The organism is Variovorax sp. 01T439_2 (assembly GCF_056398445.1).
The window spans coordinates 1-16318 of sequence record NZ_JBFTPJ010000017.1; the positions used below are offsets into that span (position 1 = coordinate 1).

The following is a 16318-nucleotide window of genomic DNA, read 5'->3' on the forward strand; positions in this document are numbered from 1 at the left end:
CATCAGCACGCTCACGCCGGGCCGGCCGTCGGGCGATTCGTCCGGCAAGATCTCGCGTTCGATGCCGGCCTCGCAGCCGCAGGCGATCACCGAAGTTGCGAAGCCGGTGGCCGACACCGCCGCATGGCGCGCCCACGCCATGTTGTGCGCCGTGATGAGGATGCGCGTGGCCTTCATCGGAAAGGCCTCGGCAAAAGTTTCGTCGATGACGACGCCGTTGCGCTCGAGGGCCTTCACGACGACGACTCCTCAAAGCACTCGGCCGGCAGCAGGCGCCCACCGTTGCAGCACTGGCACAGCTCGTCGTGCCCGATGGCGATGTGGTCGAAGTTGACCGAGCCCTGCGCCGCAAGATGCCGGCGCAGCCGCTTCTCGATGCCGCGGTCGTAGTCGGGTGCAACGAAGTGCGTGCCGCCCACCGGCGCCGCCGTGACGCGGCCGGCGCGCGAGACCAGCACGCCGTCCTTGAACACGTATTCGGGCGTTGCGAACATGGCTTCGCGGTCGGCGTTCTCGCGATACACCGCAATGTCGGCCGCGGCGCCCGCGCCCAGGTGGCCGCGGTCGCGCAGGCCCAGCAGCCGCGCGGGGCCGGCGCGGGTCATGATCGCGATCTCGTAGAGCGAGAGCTCGCGCGTGATCGAGCGCAGCGCGGCCTGCGCCGCCACTTCGGGGTGCAGCTTGGCGAGCTGTTCCTCGCGGAAGCTGCGGTCCATCAAGAGGCGGATCAGGTGCGGATAGCTCGTGAACGGGCCGCCGTTGGGATGGTCGGTGGTCAGCACCACGCGCCATGGATCGTCGACCAGCAGGAAGATCTCCAGCCCGATGACCCACTGCAGCGCGTTCACGTAGCTCTGCTCGCGGTAGCGGAACGGCACCACGCCGCAGCCGGCCTCGCATTCGATGTCGGCGCCGATCCACTTGCGCGGATCGGCCAGGCCCGACTGCGCATGCTGGCGCATGGTGTCGCCCGAGGCCGTGACGGTCTGGCCGAACATGATCTGGCCCACGTCGATGCTCACGTTCCTGTTCGCGTTCACCACCTCGGCGAGCTGCAGCGCGGCCGAGGAGAACTTCTTCGGGCCCTCGGTGCCATAGGCGTGGAACTGGATGTGCGTCAGGTGCCCCGGCAGTCCGTCGAGCGCGGCGATGGTGTCGAGCGTGGACTGGATGTTGCCGGCCACGCCCAGGTTGCTGCCGTGGATGTGCAGCGGGTGCGGCACACCAAGCTCGCGCAGCGCACGCGCCAGCGTGTGCACCACCTGCCGCGGCGTGACCTGCCAGTGCACATGGTTCTCATCGACGTCGAGCTTGCGCTGGTTGAACTTGAAGGCCGAGATGCCGCCCGGGTTCACCACCTTCACGCCCATCGCCTTGCTGGCATTGATGGTCCAGCCCGCGTAATCGCGGATGCGCTCGAAGTCCCAGCCTTCGGCCAGCATGCGCAAGAACAGCTCGTCGTTGCCGAGCATCACGTAGGCGCCGTGGTCGAGGATCGGCGTGTCGCCCATCTCCATGTGCGCGTGGCGCGCATTGCAGGCCATCATGGCCGGCTCGAAGGCCGCCGTGTAGCCCATCTCGACATAGCGGTAGCCGGTGGCCAGCGTGCCCGGCGTGCAGGTGCCGCACGAGGCCAGCTCGAGCAGGTTGTCGGGCAGCGCGATGGGGTTGGCGTTGGCGCGGTGGTCTTCGGGCAGCAGCATGCGCGCGAGGTTGACCTTGCCCCCGCCGATGTGGGTGTGCATGTCGATGCCGCCGGCCATCACGATGCAGCCGCCGATGTCGATCTCCTCGGTGGCGGCTTCATTCGGTGCGAGCTCGACCATGCGGCCGCCCTGCACGTACAGGTCGCGCACCTCGTCGCGGCCGTTCGCGGGATCGATCACACGGCCGCCGCGCAGGCGCAGTGTCGCCGTCATTGCACGTGCCCCTTCTTCAGCGCCTGCACCGCCTGCGTCAGCCGCCGGACCACTTCGCCCACGCTCGGCAGCCCGTCGTCGTACACGGGCCGCAGCGGCAGCAGCACCGAGCCGTCGGTGCGGAACAGATGGCCCGCGGAGCCGATGCCGGGGGTCGACACGGGAATGAACACCAGCTCGTGCGCATCCTGGGTCGCGCGCATTGCCGGATGGCCGAGCACGATGCGCGGCATGCCTGCGGCGGGCGGCGCGGGCTGGGGGCCGTAGCTCGACACCCACAGCAGCGTGTCGACCGCGCCATCGGCCAGCAGGCGCCCGGCATCGAAGCACAGCGGCTCATGCTCCAGGCCCAGCGGCCCGGCGCGCGAACGCAGCGGCAGGCCCGAGAGCCAGGCGAACACCTGGTTCACGGTGGAAGCGCCGTCGCCACCGCCCAGCGGCAGCGAGGCCGCGCGCGTGCTGCGGTTGAGCGTGGCGACGATGCGCTGGATTGCCTCGACGATCAACGCGCCCTGCGCCGGCAGCCGGCCCGATTCATACACCAGCACCGCATAGCGCGCTGCCTGCAGCCGCGCCGAAAGCGCCGCCAGATCGGCCGGCACGCGGGCATCGTCCTTGGAAACACGGCCCGCCACGAGCGCCGCGAGCAGGGCCACGGTATCGAACAGGTCGCCGTGCAGGGGCAGCGTTTCCACGGCCACGCCTTCGCGCTCCCCCACGCCGATGCGGCGGAAGAACTCCGGGTAGTGCGCCGCCGGCTCCTCGGTCATGCAGACGACCAGGTCGGCACGCGTCTTCGCTTCCGCCAGCGTGGTGCTGAAGCCGCCGCGGTCCTGCAGCGCGCGCAGGCCGTGCATCAGCGCCTGGCCCTGGGCCGGGTCGCAGATGGCGCCGGTTTCGCAGGCCAGCGCGTAGAGCGCCCGGGCGCCCGCGACATCGGTGCCGAGGCCGCCGAACAGCGGCTGGCGGCTGGCCGCGAGCAGCGAGGCGGCCTTGCCGATCGCCGTGTCCAGGTCGCAGTCCTGGCCGCCGGCCCGGGGCTGCGCCGCGCCGGCCGAGGCATCGAAATTGGCGAGCGCATCGCGCGCGCGCGGGCAGTCGCTGCCCACGAGCTTGAGCGGCGTGCCCAGCTCGACGCCGAAGGTGTCGCACAGCAGGGGGCAAAAGGGGCAGGTCCAGGGGGCATTGCCGGCTGGCGCGGCAGTGTCGGGTTGATTCATGGGCAGGCCACCACGCAAGCCATGTGCCATTCACCCGAAGGGCCGCCGCGCCTTGGGACCGGGCCCTGTTGACACACACGAAGTGAGACAGAGTGTTGCGCTTTTGGCGGTCAATGCGTGCCGGCAGGGGCCGGCGGCAGTGCAAGCGAGCCCGCCGGTGGATGGCACGGTTCGTGTGTACAGCGGGCTGATGGCACGCCTCACCCACCCTCGTCGCACCGGCTTCGGCAGATCAGCGGCGTACGCGTGGCAATTGCAGGTCGTGCAGCGCGCTGGCCACCAGCCAGGCATCGGCGCCGGCGGCGCTCGCACGCGCCAGGTCGTCCTCGCTGCGGATGCCGCCGGCACCGATCACCATGGCGCCCGGCGCCAGGCGCCTCACCTCCTGCAGCGTTTCCAGGTCGGGGCCGGCGCCGGAGCCGACGCGCTCCAGCGTCATCACGATCAGCCGCTTCGGCCACAGGTCCACCGCATCCCAGCAGCCGGCGGCATCGAGCCGCTGGCCGTCGCGCCGGTCCAGCGACAGCGCCGCCCCGGGGTCACCGGCGCCATCACCGGCCGTGGCCTCGAAACAGCGCTCCAGCGCCTCCCGCGAACGCAGCGATTCGCTGCCGAACACCAGCACGATGCGGGGCGCGTACGGCGCCAGCTGCTCGCGCAGCGCCTGGCCGGCCGATGCATCCGCCAAGCCGGCATCCAGCCACAGCTCGATGCCCGGCAGCGCCTGCAGCAGATCGGCCAGCACGCCGGCCTGCACCGCCCCGCCCTGCAGGGCATCGAGGTCGGCCACGTACAGCTGGCGCGCCGCGCAGTGCTCGCACAGGATGCGCGCCACCGTCACCGGATCGCTGCTGGCGCACAGCGCCGACACGATCGGCCGGTAGGCCTTGCGGTCGCCGCGCACGGCCCGCACCACCTGGCTGTTCAGCAGGTCGACGACAGGAATCAGGTTCAGTTCGGAAGTCATGGGAAAGATGGGGAAGAACCCGGAAAGTGGATGATGAAATGACCCAACGCGTTTTTGTTTACGAGTATCTCAGCGGCGGCGGCTGGAGCGACTATGGCGACGACACCGCAGCCGACGAGCTGCTGCCGCTGGGCCTGTCGATGCGCGATGCCATGGTGGCAGACCTGGTGCGCGCCGCCGATTGTTCGGTCTCCGCGGCAGTCTGCGAACCGGGGAACACCCTGCCTGCAGGCGCCGTGCCACTGCGGGCCCGCCCCAACGAATCGGCCTTCGACTTCGTCGCGCGGCAGAGCGCGCTGCACGACCTCGTGTGGCTGGTGGCGCCCGAGACGGACGGCCTGCTTGCGCGCTTCCAGCGCACCGTGGGCGATGCGCGCTGGCTCGGCTGCAGCGCCGAGGCCATCGAACTCACGGCCGGCAAGAAAGCCACGCTCGCACACCTGGCCGCGCACGGCGTGCAAACGCCGCTGGCCTTTGCCGATGCGCCCGACATCGCGCGCTGGGTGGTCAAGCCCGACGATGGCGCCGGCGGCGTGGCCACCCACGTGCACCAGCGCCACGCCGATGCGCTCGACGACCAGGCCACGCGCACGCAGGCCGGCGCCACCTTGACGCTCGAGCCCTGGATCGAGGGCGAAGCCCTGAGCCTCTCGCTGCTGTGCACGGAGCAGAATGCCGAAATGCTGAGCATCAACCGCCAACGCATTTCGATCGATGCGCACGGCAAGCTGTCTTTCGATGGCGTGAATGTCGATGCGGTGGGCCGCGGCGATCCGCGCCGGCATGACCTGGCCGCGCTGGCCATGCAGGTGGCGCGTGCCATCCCCGGGCTGCGCGGCTTCGCGGGCATCGACCTGGTCTGGCATCCGCAGCACGGGCCGGTGGTGATCGAGGTCAATCCGCGCGTCACCTGCGCCTATGTCGGGCTCTCGGCGGCGCTGGGCCGCAACCTGGCGGCGGAGCTGCTGGCGGACCGCCTGCACGGCGGCGGCACCCAAGAACGGGAACTTGCGCGTGCCGTCGCCTGAACGCACCACCATCGGCTGGGACATCGGCGGCGCCCATGTGAAGGCCTGCCTGCTGCAAGGCGGCGAGGTGGTCGACGTGGCGCAGTGGGGCTGTCCGCTCTGGCAGGGCCTCGACCATCTGGCGCGTGCGCTGCAGGCCGCAGGCACGCGCTGGCCCATGCTTGCGTCCGCACAGCATGCCGTCACCATGACGGGCGAGATGGTCGACCTGTTTCCCGATCGCGAAGCCGGCGTGCGCGGCATTGCCGCGGCACTGGCGGCCACCTTGCCCACGCGGCCGGGCGCGCTGCATTTCTTTGCCGGCGATGCGGGCTGGTGCACGGCGGCCGATGTCGCGCGGCACTGGGAGCACATCGCCTCGGCCAACTGGCTCGCGACCGCGCGGCATGCCGCGCTCGTGTTCCCCGAAGGCGTGCTGGTCGACATCGGCAGCACCACCACCGACCTGATCGCCTTCGGCAACCAGCGCGTGCTGACCACCAGCCGCACCGACGCCGAGCGCCTGGTGAGTGGCGAGCTGGCCTACCACGGCGTGGTGCGCACGCCGGTGTGCGCATTGACCCAGCGCATCGAATGGCGCGGCCAGGCAAGGCACGTGATGAACGAGTTCTTCGCGACCACGGCCGACGTCTACCGGCTGTGCGGCGAGCTCGACCCGGCGCACGACCTGCACCCCAGCGCCGACAACGCAGCCAAGAGCCTGCCGGCCACGCGCCAGCGCCTTGCGCGCATGGTGGGGCTGGACGAGCGCGATGCATCCGCTGAAGAATGGCTGGAGCTCGCGCGCGCCTGGCGCGCGGCGCAGGTCGAGGCCATCGGTGCGCAGTTGCGCCGCGTGCTGGCGGCGCATGCGCTCTCGCGCGATGCCGTGGTGGTGAGCGCAGGCTGCGGCGCCTTCCTGGTGCCTGGGCTGGCCGCCGTCGCCGCAGAGGGTGAAGGCGCGGGTGCCGTGCCGCGCCGCTTTGCCGCCTATGGCAGCGACGTGGCAAACGTCGCCCGCCATGCGCCCGCAGGCATCGCCGGCTGGGCGCAGGTGTGCGCGCCGAGCGTGGCGGTGGCCGCGCTGTTCGAAAGGGAGCACGACTGATGTGGGTGGTCAAGATTGGCGGCAGCCTCTGTGCCGACCCGGTGCTGCCGCAGTGGCTCGATCTGCTCACGCAGATCGGCGGCGGCCGCGTCACGGTGGTCTGCGGCGGCGGCACCTTTGCAGACGAAGTGCGGCGCGTGCAGGCGCACTGGCAGTTCAACGACCTGGCCGCCCACAACATGGCGGTGCTCGCCATGGCGCAGACGGCCTACCAGCTGCATGCGCTGAACCCGGCGCTGCAGCTGGCCGCGCGCAAGACCGAAATCCCCGAGCTGCTGCGGCGCGGAAAAACCGCGCTGTGGCTGCCGCTCGAACTGCGGCGCGACAAGCCGGACGGCCGCACCAGCTGGGACGCCACGTCCGACACCATCGCGCTCGACCTCGCCAAGCATCTCAATGCCGAGCAGCTGGTGCTGGTGAAGTCGTGCACCATYGATCCGCAGATGACGCTCAATGRGCTCGGCGATGCCGGCGTGGTCGACCAGCAGTTTGCCGAACGCTCCGGCGATGCGGCGTTTCCGATCACCCTGCTCCACAAGAACCAGCTCGCGACCATGCGTGCGCTGCTGCTGGGCGAGGCCACCTTCGCCCCGCGCTGAAGTTCAGACCGCTACAGGCTCTACCGCCTCGCCGTGCAGCAGCGCGGCCAGTGCCGCAAGCCGCTCCGGGCTCAGGGCCGCCTTGCGGTCGCCCACGCAGACGGCGCTGCGAAAACCCGCGAAGTCCGGCGCGAGCGATTGCAGCAGCGGAACATGCGCCACGCGCAGCGCGCCCGCCACGCCGGCCATTTGTCCCGCCGCGCGCACCTGGGCCAGGAAGGCGCGCAGATCGGCCATCGGCACGGCATCGAACAGGCTGCCGGCTTCCTTGTCGGCGGTGTCGACCATGAGCCCGGGAAAGCCCAGCGTGCAGGCATGCGCGGCCAGCGCGGCATCGAGCCCGTGGTCGCCGATGAAGACCGGCACCACCGGCCAGTGGCAGGCCGCGAGCGCATCGAGCACCGCGAAGGCCTCGGGCCCGCGCTCGATGCCGACCTTCACATAGTCGACGCCGCAGGCACCGACCGCGTCCACCTGCGCCAGGATCGCGTCCCGCGCATGCATCGGCAGGTCGCCGATCGTCGCGCTCACGGGCAGGCCGATGCCGTGCCCGCGCAGCGCACTCACGATGGCGCCGATGGTTGCCACCGGCAGGCCGCCCAGTGCGCCTTCGTTGGGTTCCTTCAGGTCGATGAAGTCGGCGCCGCCGCGGGCCGCGAGCAGGGCTTCGTCCACGCTGCGCACACTGACCAGCATGCGCATCGTCATGATGTGCGCTCCCGGGCGGTGGCAGCACGGTGCTGCGCGACCGCGGCGCGCAGCCACTCCCAGGCCTCGCGTTCCTCGGGGCCGGCGGTCTTGTCGATCGCGATCTGCAGGTAGGTCATTTCGGTTTCCACTTTTTCGGGGGGGAGCATGTGCAGCCGGCTCACCAGCACGGCGCCTTCGATCACCGCGGCCTGCGCGCGGTTGAAGCCGGCAAACGGCGCATGCGTGGCCTCGTGCACGGCCACCATGCGCAATACCGGCCGCTGCACGTCGTCGCGCTGCTCGGCCAGTTCGAGTTCGACGTGGCGCAGCGCAGCAGCCAGCCGCACGCCTTCGATGCGCTCGGCCGGCAGCGTGGGCCACAGCTTGCGGCCCGTGACGCAGCCCGCGAACACGCGCGTGTCGCAGACGATGTTGAGCACCGCATGGCCGGTGGCCACGATGTTGTCGTGCGTGGTCGAGGGCTTGAACGGCATCAGCAGGATGCCGCCCTCCTGGTAGCGGATGCCCATGGGCGCCACGTGCGGCTTGCCGCCGGGGGCCACGGTGGTCACCACGGCTTCGAAGATCTGGTCGTTCATGAGGGGGATGGCGCGGTGGTGCTGGCGGCACCGCTCTCGGCTGCGCTGTTCTTCTTCGATGTCTTCATGGTGGTTCCCGGTGCGCACCAGCGCGCGAGGTCTTCGGTGGCCCGCGGCGCGGCGCAGCCCCAGTCGAGCGGCTGGTCCTGCACGTAGCGCTTGCCGAGCTGCCAGGCGATCTCGGCGCGCGCCAGCTCCACGCCCATGTAGAACGCATGGTCGGCGTCGTCCTGCAGCTGGAGCTGCGGCCAGAGTTCGAAGGCGCCCTGGGCAAGCCGCATGCCGTCGCGGTTGTACACGTGCAGGCCGAGCGGCGATATCTGCACGCGAAAGTTGGGGTCGCGCACCTGCGAGGCGATCTCGCCGATTTCTTCGGGCGTGTCGGGGAAGGGATGCTTGGCATGCACGGTCATCAGCGCATCGCTCATGCCCTTGGGCAAGGTGGCGTTGCGCGCCGCTGCATGCATGATGCGGCGCGCCCAGTCGGCCTCGCTCACCGCGCGGCGCGCATGCTGGCTCACCTGGGTGGTCAGCACCGCCGCCACGTTCAGCTCGGCGGCAATGCCGAACAGCACCGCGTTGATGCCGCTGGTGTCGGCCTCGGTGAGCTCGGTGAGGTTGCCCACGCCCAGCATGATCGGCGCATCGGGGAAGCGCTCGCGCAGCCGGTGGTAGCGCACGATGGAGGCGGTCAGGCCGAAAGGTATGGGGTCGAGGATCGAATCGGCCAGGAAGGCGCGGCCGCGGCGCTGCATCTGCTCGACGGCTTCGTACAGCGACGCTTCATCGGCCGGAACGCGCGGTATCAGCACGGGCGTGGCCGCGACCTCGTCGGCGATCCACAGGGTGTCGAGCGTAAGGCTCAGCAGGTAGTCGGCGCCGGCCTTGCCGCCGAGCAGCAGCTCCTGTGTGTCGCTCGAATCGACGCTGACCTGGAAGCCCGCGGCCTTCAGCGCCTGCACGCTTTCGGCCAGGTGGTCGAAGCGCGTTTCGGGCAGGCAGCCCAGGTCGATCACGTTGGCACCGTCGGCCGCGAGTTGCTGCGCGCGCGCGATGATCTGCGCCACCGAGAGCCGCGGCGCATCGACGATCTCGGCAAAGATCGCGACCTCGTAGTCGTCCAGGTCGACGGCGCGCGCGCTGCGGTTGAAGTGGCGCGGCAGGTCTTTCAGCTCTTGCGGGCCGCGCTCCACCGGAACGCCGAAGTGAAGGCTCAGCGCCTCGACGTCGCCGCGGCAGCGGCCCGGCACCATGATGCGGTCGGCGCGGCGCGGTGCGGCGCCCTCGCCTTCGCCCTCGGTGAACACCGGGGCCGCAACGCGGCGGCGGATCATGTCGGCCGTCATCAGTGCCGCCACCTGCAGGCCGATCTCGCGCACTTCCCATGTGAACGGTGCCGCCTCGATCCCGGCCAGCACCCGCGTGAGGCTGGCTTGGGCGAGGCGCCCGGTCAGGAAGACGATGTGTTCCATGCGAGAGAAAGTTCCTTCAGGCGCGTGTCGAGCGCGGTCTCCAGTTGGGCCGGTGAACAGACCACCTGGCAAAAGTCGATGCCGCGCAGCCGCTCCACGTTGTCCAGTTCGATGCGCCGCGGACGCAGCGTGACCCAGTCATGCGGCGACTTGGTCACCACCACCGGTTCCGTATCGCATGCAAACACGATGCCAGGAATGCCGAGCTTGCCGGCTTGCGCAAACATGTTGGTCGGCAGCGAGTCGCTGATGCCGAATGCGCACTTGGCCACCGTGTTGCTGGTGGCCGGCGCCACCACCACCGTGTGATAGACATCGTCGTAGRGCATGCCCACCGGCACGCCGCTGGCGGTCTTGTCGCGAAAGACACGGAAGCGCGGTTTCAGCGCCTCGATCTGCAGCTTGTAGATGGGCAGCACCTCCTCGGCCGCGGCCGAGAGGAACAGGTCGACCGAAGGCAGCCGCGCCGCAATCGCAAGCGATTCCTCCAGGAAATGGCCCGAACCCGTGATGCACCAGGCCAGCCGCGAACGCGGCGGCGATGCCGGCAGCGGCGCTTCGCCGTCTTCGGCGGCCAATGCGGCGCCGCGTGGATCGATCTTGCCCTTGCCCGCCGGCTCCCCGTTCGTCATGTCTGCGAGCCTTTGGGCTCAATCGGGTGGAGAGATCTCGATGTGAAGCTTGTGGAGTTTTCGGTACAGGGTGTTGCGGCTGACATCGAGCGCCTTGGCGACGTTGCTCACGTTCCAGCGATGCTGCTCGAGCATCTGCAGCAGCACCTGCCGCTCGTTGGCCTGGATCGGGTTGAGTTGCTTGATGGCAGGTGCCGCATCGGACGGCGACGCTTCCGCGGCGGCATCGGACGACGGTTCGGACACTGCCGCATGGGCCAGCGCGGGCAATGGCGAAGGTGCCGTGCGCACGGCCAGCGAAGGCAGGTGCTCCCGCGTGATGGTCTTGCCGTCGGCCAGCGCGGCGGCGCTGCGCAGCACATGGCGCAACTGCCGCAGGTTGCCGGGCCATGAATAGGCCATGAGCAGGCGCTCGGCCTCTTCGCCGAGCCGGCTGTCGCTGCCGCCTTCGTCCTTGAGCACGTCGTGGATCAGATCGCGCTTGTCGCTGCGGTCGCGCAGCGCGGGCAGGTCGAGTTCGATGCCGGCCAGGCGGTAGTAGAGATCTTCGCGGAAGCGGCCTTCGCGCACCAGGCTCGGCAGGTGCTGGTGGCTCGCGCTCACGAGCTGGAAGTCCACCGGATGGGTGTCCTCGGTGCCCAGCGGCGTGACCTGGCGCTCGTCGAGMACGCGCAGCAGCCGGGCCTGCAGCTCCAGCGGCATGTCGGCGATTTCGTCGAGGAACAAGGTGCCGCCGTCGGCCTGCAGGATCTTGCCGCGCCGCCCGCTGCGCTGTGCGCCGGTGAAGGCGCCGGCCTTGTAGCCGAAGAGTTCGGATTCGATCAGCGTCTCGGGCAGGCTCGCGCAATTGACTGCGACGAAGGCGCCGTCTGCGTGCGGGCTGCTCTCGTGGATGGCGCGCGCGAACACTTCCTTGCCCGAGCCCGTCTCGCCGCACAGCAGCACGGGAGTCCGGCGCGCGACCACGCGCCGCGCGGTGTCCAGGTGCGCGACCAGCCGCGCGTCCTTGAAGGTGCGGACGCTCGGCGCACGCGCGGCCGCCGGCCGCAATGGCGCGCGGAAGACTTCGGCGCCCGTCTCCGCCACCATCGAAGCCGTGCCTGCCGCGCCGGCCACGCGCGCACGCGCCGGCGTGGCGGCGTCCGAAGCCGGCCGCCGCGCCACCGCGAAGAAGCGCAGCGCCGCATTGGCGCGGTAGGCCACCACCGGATGGAATGAAGAAGAAAGGCTGCGCTGGACGATGTCTTCGAGCGAGGTCTGGAACAGGTCGTCGATGCGCTGCGTGCGGATCTCGTCCATCGACTGCAGGCCGAGCTGGAACAAGGCGCTGYGGTTGGCCGCAAGAATGCGCCCGTCGTCGCCGACCGCGAGCTTGCCTTCATGCAGCGTGTAGACGAATTCGGGCCGGCTGTGGAAGTGCAGCGGATGCGCATTCGAGAAGCGCTTGTCGATGAGCCGGTTCTCGATCATGCGCGCCGTCATGCCCAAGAGCACCAGCACGTGCTGCTGCATGAGGCTGGATCGGCTGGTCACGTCGAGCACCGCGATGATCTCGCCGGACGGATCGAACACCGGCACCGCCGAGCACGTGAGCTGCGTGAAGTGGCTGAAGAAATGTTCTTCGCGCCGCACGGAGATCGGATGCGCCGCGGCCAGGCAAGTGCCCATGCCGTTGGTGCCGGCCTCGGCCTCGCCCCACATGCCGCCGGCGCGCAGGCCCATGGGCTCCGCTTCGGCGGCGAACTCGGGCGAGGACACCATGTGCACGATCACGCCGTCGGTGTCGGTCAGCACCACGGCGGATTCGGCATCGGCGAGCTGCTGGTAGAGCGTGGTCATCTCGTAGCGTGCGCACTCGATGACGTCGGCATGCTGGTTGCGCCGGCTCTGCAGCGCCGACGATGCAATGACCACCGGTTCGCGCGGGCGGCCCGGATCGAGCTGGTACTGGTTCAGGCAGCGGCTCCACGAGCGCGTGACCAGGTCATTGCCCTCTTCATGAAAGCCCCGCCTCACCACGTCGAGCACACGGTCAGCGTGTCGATCGCCTTGTCTCAGCGTCAATGTCATTGGAGTTCTCCGGCGCGTTCCATCGTGTCTCCTTGTTCGGCCCATTGTTGTGCCTGCCGGCCTGCCGCGCACCCGGTGAAACACCAAGCACTGGCAATGCCGGAGCGGGTCCGGTCTCTGGCCTGCATTTTGCGTTGACGAGTCTCGCTGGGGTGGGCTTGCATGCCGCCAGACACACTTTCAAACATATTCGATCACTGGAGACACCACTTGAACACCAGCCCGCGTCCTTCCATCGCCCGCCTTTCCTCGAATGCCTCGCCCGATGCGGCCGAGACACCTGCGCCCATGGACCTGATCTTCATCGAGGGCTTCAGCGGCCAGACGGTGATCGGCATCCACGACTCCGAGCTGCATCATCCGCAGCCGCTCTTGATCGACGTGCACGCCGGCGTGCCCCGCGCACGCGCCTGCGACACCGACCGCATCGGCGACACCATCGACTACGGCGTGGTGCGCGAGCGGCTGGTGCGGCTCATGGCCGAGCACCGGCTGCAGCTGCTGGAGGCCTTTGCAGAGGCCATTGCCGACATCCTCATCGACGAGTTCGGCGCCAGCTGGGTCCGCGTGAAGGTCGTGAAGCCGCGCAAGTTCGACGACGTGCAGGCCGTGGGTGTGCAGATCGAGCGCCATGCACCCACGCACCGCGCCTCGAAGCTGGGGCACGGCGCCACCGTGCTGAACTTTCTTGCGAGCGGCATGGTGCCCGCCAAGCACTGAACCTCCGAAGATAAAAAAGCCGACGCGGTTCACGCGTCGGCTTTTGTTCTTGCGGCTCAGAGGTGGGCTGCGAACGGGTGCGCCGTCGTGCCCTTCTTGTCGACCACTTCCGCGGCCGTCGGCGAGCCGGCCACGGCGCGCTGGATGGCTTCGCGGGTGGCCTGGTAGTTGTAGTCCTGGATCTTCTTGTCGTCGTCGGCAAGCCAGTGGATGAACACGCCGACGCAGATGAACAGGTTGTCCGCCTCCGCCATGGGGATGGTGCCATCCTCGACGCTGTCGGCCACCGCCAGCGCCACGGCGCGCTGCGCCGGCCCGAACATCTGCACCGCCTGCTTGGCGCCCTTGATGGTCACTTTGTTGAACATCACGGTGGCCGGCTTGGTCAGCAGGTTGGGAGCCACGACTGCGAGCAGCGAAGTGAAGCCGTCCTTGTTGTTCGTCAACGCGTTCGCGAAGGCGGTCTCGGCAGCGCTGCCGCGCGGTCCGATGATCAGGTCGATATGGGCTACTTCGTTGCCGTCGCCAACGAGCGATTCGCCCACCATCAGTCGATCGATTTTTGCCATGGTTTCGAGTCTCCTCTCAGAGGTCCAAGGTGTTTAGGGTCAATACGACACTGGTCAGGAAGACCAGCGCAAAGCCATGGGTATCACGATCCGTGCCATCCATCGGCCGCGTCGCGCGCAGGCGCCGCGCACGAGCGGATCCAGCTTGAAAGCAGCAGCGCCGCCACGGTGAAATCGGCGCTGGTCCCGGGATTGACGCCTGCGGCCTTGAGGGAAAGGTCCCAGGCCGCGAAGCCGGGGTCGGCGTCGAGCGCCACGCCCGCGCCGGCGCGCTCCCGCCAGGCCTGCGCCGCCGTCATGACAGTCTGTGCCACGCGATCGCCGTGTTTTCGAACAATGTGTGAATCAGGAAAGGCGCTCAGGCAGGCCAGGTAAAGCCGTTGGACGAAAGCCACAGTGGCGGCATCGGGTGGTGCACCGGTATCGGCCGGCACGTCGCCGCAGCCCGCCGGCTGCACCGGCTCCTGGAACGCCAGCGCGAACAGGTCCGCGAAACCGTCGCGGTACTGGCGCGCGATGAGGTCGCGGTCGGCGGCAAGCGCCATGGCGGCACGCAGGTCGACGCTGGGCGCATCGCGCACGTCCTCGGCCGGCGCGGTGCCGATGCCACCGGGATGCGCCTGCGCAATCGCGCGGTAGGCGGCGCGCGCATCGTCGATGTCGAGCGCGGCCAGCACCGACGCCACGGCCGCGCGCAAGGCCATGGGGGTTGCGGCCTGCGGATGCTGCTCCACCGCGAGCGCGATGGGCGCGCACAGCAGCAGGATGCCGAGATTGGTGTTGCACCCCGCCACCGCCCAGGTAGCGGCCACGGCAGCCTCGATGCGCGCACCCACGCGCAAGCCGGGCTCGAACAGCGCATCGGCTGCGGCCTCGGCGCTGGCGATGAACATCGAGGCCTGCATGCCGTGGCCCGGCGAAGCCTGGCTCACGTTGCCTGGCTTGCGCACCGCCACGTCGAGCCAGCAGGCGCGCAGGAAGCAGGCCCGTGCACGCTCGATGGCCGCCTGCCGCGCATTCGTCATCATCATCAGGCGCGGCGCTCCGGCGGCGGCAGGTTCTGCTGCGCGAGGCGGCGCGCCTGCGCGAGCTTGCGGTCGAGCAGGTCGTCGACGATGGCGCGCGCGATGTTGAAGCCCGTCACGCGCTGCAGCCCCTGCCAGGCCGCCACGCCATTGACCTCGAGCACCTGGATCTTCGGCCCGCTGGCCGCCGCGATGAGGTCCACGCCCGCGTAGTCCATATCGAGCGCCTGCGCCGCGCCTTCGGCCAGTTGCGCAAGCACGGGCTCCAGCACGGCCGGCTCGCAGCGCGCGCCCTGGGCCACGTTGTGGATCCAGTGCGTGCTGACGCGCCGCATCGCGGTGACGGCACGCCCGCCCACCACCATCACGCGCCAATCGAAGCCCGGCGAGGCCATGGGCGGCACGAAGCGCTGCAGGTAGGCCAGGCCCGCGTAGCGCGCGTCGATGTCGGGCATCGGATGATGAGCGCCGTCGACCTCGCCCACCAGCTGCAGGTTCTTTCCCTGCGAGCCGAACAAGGGCTTGAGCACCAGCGCATGGCCCGCGGCCATCTCGCGCATGGCGATGCGCCGCGCCTGCGCCGCCGACTCGGTGGCCCAGGTGGCGGGCGCGGGAATGCGCGCGGCATGCAGCAGCAGGCTGGTCATCGACTTGTCGACCGTGCGCTCGATGGCGCGCGCATCGTTGTAGACCGGCACGCCCAGTTCGCGCAGGGCATGCAGCACGCCCAGGCGCTTGGTGACCTGCTCGAAGCTTCCGCCGGCGATGCCGCGCACCARCACCGCATCGGGCAGCTCGCGGCCATAGCCGGGAATGACCAGGCCATGCCATGCCGCAGTGGTGTCGATGTTGCAGTCGGCCAGGTCGACGCAGCGCCCCACCGCGCCGCGTGCGCGCAGCGCGGCCTGCAGCTGGCGCGTGTGCCAGCCGATCTCGTCCGTCATGATGACGATGCGCACGGTCAGGCCTCCTGCAGCCACAGGCGCTGCAGCAGCGCCATGTCGGGCGCGCCACCGTGCCAGGTGTTGCCGCTGTCGATGTTGCTGACCCACACCTCGGCCGGTGCGAACAAGGCGCCGTCGATCTTGTAGAAGTCGTACTCGACCTCCTTGAAGATCTCGGCGAACGAGCGGCCGTGGTCGCGCGAATTGCGCGAGGGCAGCGCGCGCGCCAGCTCGCGTGCCGCGGCATCGTCGCCGCGGACCGTCAGGTGCACGCGGCCGCCGTACAGGATGGCGTCGTTGGTGCGGCCCATGGCCTCGACGCCATCGGCGCTCGGCGACGGCAGCGGCGCGGTGCCGGCCCCCTCGACGATGTTGGCGAGCGCAAATCCGAGCTCGTGCGCCTTGTGCAGCGCCACCTCGAGCACGCGCGCCACCACCTGCGTGGTGCCCGCCAGGCTGGTGGTGGGCGTGAGGATCAGGGTCAGCGCTTCGGCAGCCAAGCCGCAATCGCGCAGCAGCTTGTCGATCACGATCTTCGGCGGCGCGCGATCGACTTCCAGCACCAGCACGCCGCAGGGTGCATGGTCGCGGTAGCCCAGTTCGGCAAAGAGTTTTTCCTTGACCGCCAGCGCGCGCGCCGGCCCCGAGCCGAGCGAAAAGAACTTCTTGCCGCCGGTCTCTTCCTTGGTGGCCGAGAGGCTCCAGCCGGCGTACTGGCTGCCAAGGCAGGCCAGCACCGGCTGCGAGCTGCGCACGTCGAGCCACGTGGGCCAGCCC

General features: G+C 69.6%; 16 protein-coding genes and 1 pseudogene. 4 read left to right on the forward strand and 13 right to left on the reverse strand.

The features are described from left to right. The 4 genes and pseudogenes from AC1DOC_RS01600 to AC1DOC_RS01615 form a co-directional block, all read right to left on the reverse strand. Positions 1-237: pseudogene (locus AC1DOC_RS01600) on the reverse strand (formylmethanofuran--tetrahydromethanopterin N-formyltransferase); the annotation flags it as partial. Then, the gene (locus tag AC1DOC_RS01605; protein WP_478079188.1) at positions 234-1919 is read right to left on the reverse strand and encodes a formylmethanofuran dehydrogenase subunit A; all 1686 of its coding nucleotides are present in this window, start codon (positions 1917-1919) and stop codon (positions 234-236) included. The pseudogene AC1DOC_RS01600 and the gene AC1DOC_RS01605, both read right to left, overlap by 4 nt. After that, positions 1916-3139: a molybdopterin-binding domain-containing protein gene (locus tag AC1DOC_RS01610; RefSeq protein WP_478079189.1), complete on the reverse strand. Its 1224-nt coding sequence runs from the start codon at positions 3137-3139 to the stop codon at positions 1916-1918. The genes AC1DOC_RS01605 and AC1DOC_RS01610 overlap by 4 nt, the downstream gene beginning before the upstream one ends. 232 nt (positions 3140-3371) lie before the next feature. Further along, on the reverse strand, positions 3372-4106 hold the full coding sequence (locus AC1DOC_RS01615; RefSeq protein ID WP_478079190.1) for a HisA/HisF-related TIM barrel protein: 735 nt from the start codon (positions 4104-4106) through the stop codon (positions 3372-3374). Between the two features lie 38 nt (positions 4107-4144). Between AC1DOC_RS01615 and AC1DOC_RS01620 the strand changes: the two genes are divergently transcribed. Genes AC1DOC_RS01620 through AC1DOC_RS01630 form a run of 3 tightly spaced genes read left to right on the forward strand, consistent with a single transcriptional unit; the run spans position 4145 to position 6820 of the window. Next, complete coding sequence (locus tag AC1DOC_RS01620) at positions 4145-5134, forward strand: ATP-grasp domain-containing protein (RefSeq protein ID WP_478079191.1); 990 nt, start codon at positions 4145-4147, stop codon at positions 5132-5134. Next, entirely contained in the window at positions 5121-6221 is a 1101-nt protein-coding gene (locus AC1DOC_RS01625; RefSeq protein ID WP_478079192.1) for a hydantoinase/oxoprolinase family protein, read from the forward strand. Before AC1DOC_RS01620 ends, AC1DOC_RS01625 begins: the two co-directional genes overlap by 14 nt. Continuing rightward, positions 6221-6820, forward strand: coding sequence for an amino acid kinase family protein (locus tag AC1DOC_RS01630; protein ID WP_478129320.1), 600 nt, complete (start codon positions 6221-6223; stop codon positions 6818-6820). The genes AC1DOC_RS01625 and AC1DOC_RS01630 overlap by 1 nt, the downstream gene beginning before the upstream one ends. Positions 6821-6823: 3 nt before the next feature. On the opposite strand, the gene AC1DOC_RS01635 is transcribed toward AC1DOC_RS01630, so the two are convergent. Genes AC1DOC_RS01635 through AC1DOC_RS01655 form a run of 5 tightly spaced genes read right to left on the reverse strand, consistent with a single transcriptional unit; the run spans position 6824 to position 12283 of the window. Next, positions 6824-7528 carry a (5-formylfuran-3-yl)methyl phosphate synthase gene (locus tag AC1DOC_RS01635; protein ID WP_478079193.1) on the reverse strand — a complete coding sequence of 235 codons (705 nt, stop codon included), beginning with the start codon at positions 7526-7528 and terminating at the stop codon, positions 6824-6826. Beyond that, positions 7525-8109 (reverse strand): DUF447 domain-containing protein, encoded by a 585-nt coding sequence (locus AC1DOC_RS01640; protein ID WP_436044216.1) that lies wholly within the window; start codon positions 8107-8109, stop codon positions 7525-7527. Before AC1DOC_RS01640 ends, AC1DOC_RS01635 begins: the two co-directional genes overlap by 4 nt. After that, positions 8106-9581, reverse strand: coding sequence for a DUF6513 domain-containing protein (locus tag AC1DOC_RS01645; RefSeq protein WP_478079194.1), 1476 nt, complete (start codon positions 9579-9581; stop codon positions 8106-8108). The genes AC1DOC_RS01640 and AC1DOC_RS01645 overlap by 4 nt, the downstream gene beginning before the upstream one ends. Continuing rightward, positions 9560-10213 (reverse strand): flavoprotein, encoded by a 654-nt coding sequence (locus AC1DOC_RS01650; RefSeq protein WP_478129321.1) that lies wholly within the window; start codon positions 10211-10213, stop codon positions 9560-9562. The genes AC1DOC_RS01645 and AC1DOC_RS01650 overlap by 22 nt, the downstream gene beginning before the upstream one ends. A gap of 18 nt (positions 10214-10231) precedes the next feature. Beyond that, positions 10232-12283: a sigma-54-dependent Fis family transcriptional regulator gene (locus AC1DOC_RS01655; protein ID WP_478129322.1), complete on the reverse strand. Its 2052-nt coding sequence runs from the start codon at positions 12281-12283 to the stop codon at positions 10232-10234. Between the two features lie 210 nt (positions 12284-12493). Here AC1DOC_RS01655 and AC1DOC_RS01660 point away from each other — a divergent pair, with 210 nt between their 5' ends. Beyond that, positions 12494-13003, forward strand: coding sequence for a dihydroneopterin aldolase (locus AC1DOC_RS01660; protein ID WP_478079197.1), 510 nt, complete (start codon positions 12494-12496; stop codon positions 13001-13003). A 56-nt stretch (positions 13004-13059) separates the two neighbouring features. On the opposite strand, the gene fae is transcribed toward AC1DOC_RS01660, so the two are convergent. The 4 genes from fae to mch form a co-directional block, all read right to left on the reverse strand. Continuing rightward, positions 13060-13572, reverse strand: a complete 513-nt coding sequence (gene fae, locus AC1DOC_RS01665) for a formaldehyde-activating enzyme (RefSeq protein ID WP_012748178.1) — start codon at positions 13570-13572, stop codon at positions 13060-13062. A gap of 83 nt (positions 13573-13655) precedes the next feature. Then, on the reverse strand, positions 13656-14603 hold the full coding sequence (locus AC1DOC_RS01670) for a triphosphoribosyl-dephospho-CoA synthase (RefSeq protein ID WP_478079198.1): 948 nt from the start codon (positions 14601-14603) through the stop codon (positions 13656-13658). After that, positions 14603-15556, reverse strand: coding sequence for an ATP-grasp domain-containing protein (locus AC1DOC_RS01675; RefSeq protein ID WP_478079199.1), 954 nt, complete (start codon positions 15554-15556; stop codon positions 14603-14605). Before AC1DOC_RS01675 ends, AC1DOC_RS01670 begins: the two co-directional genes overlap by 1 nt. Before the next feature lie 2 nt (positions 15557-15558). Then, positions 15559-16318 (reverse strand): methenyltetrahydromethanopterin cyclohydrolase (gene mch / locus AC1DOC_RS01680; RefSeq protein WP_478129323.1); only part of this gene is annotated, 760 nt, incomplete at its 5' end.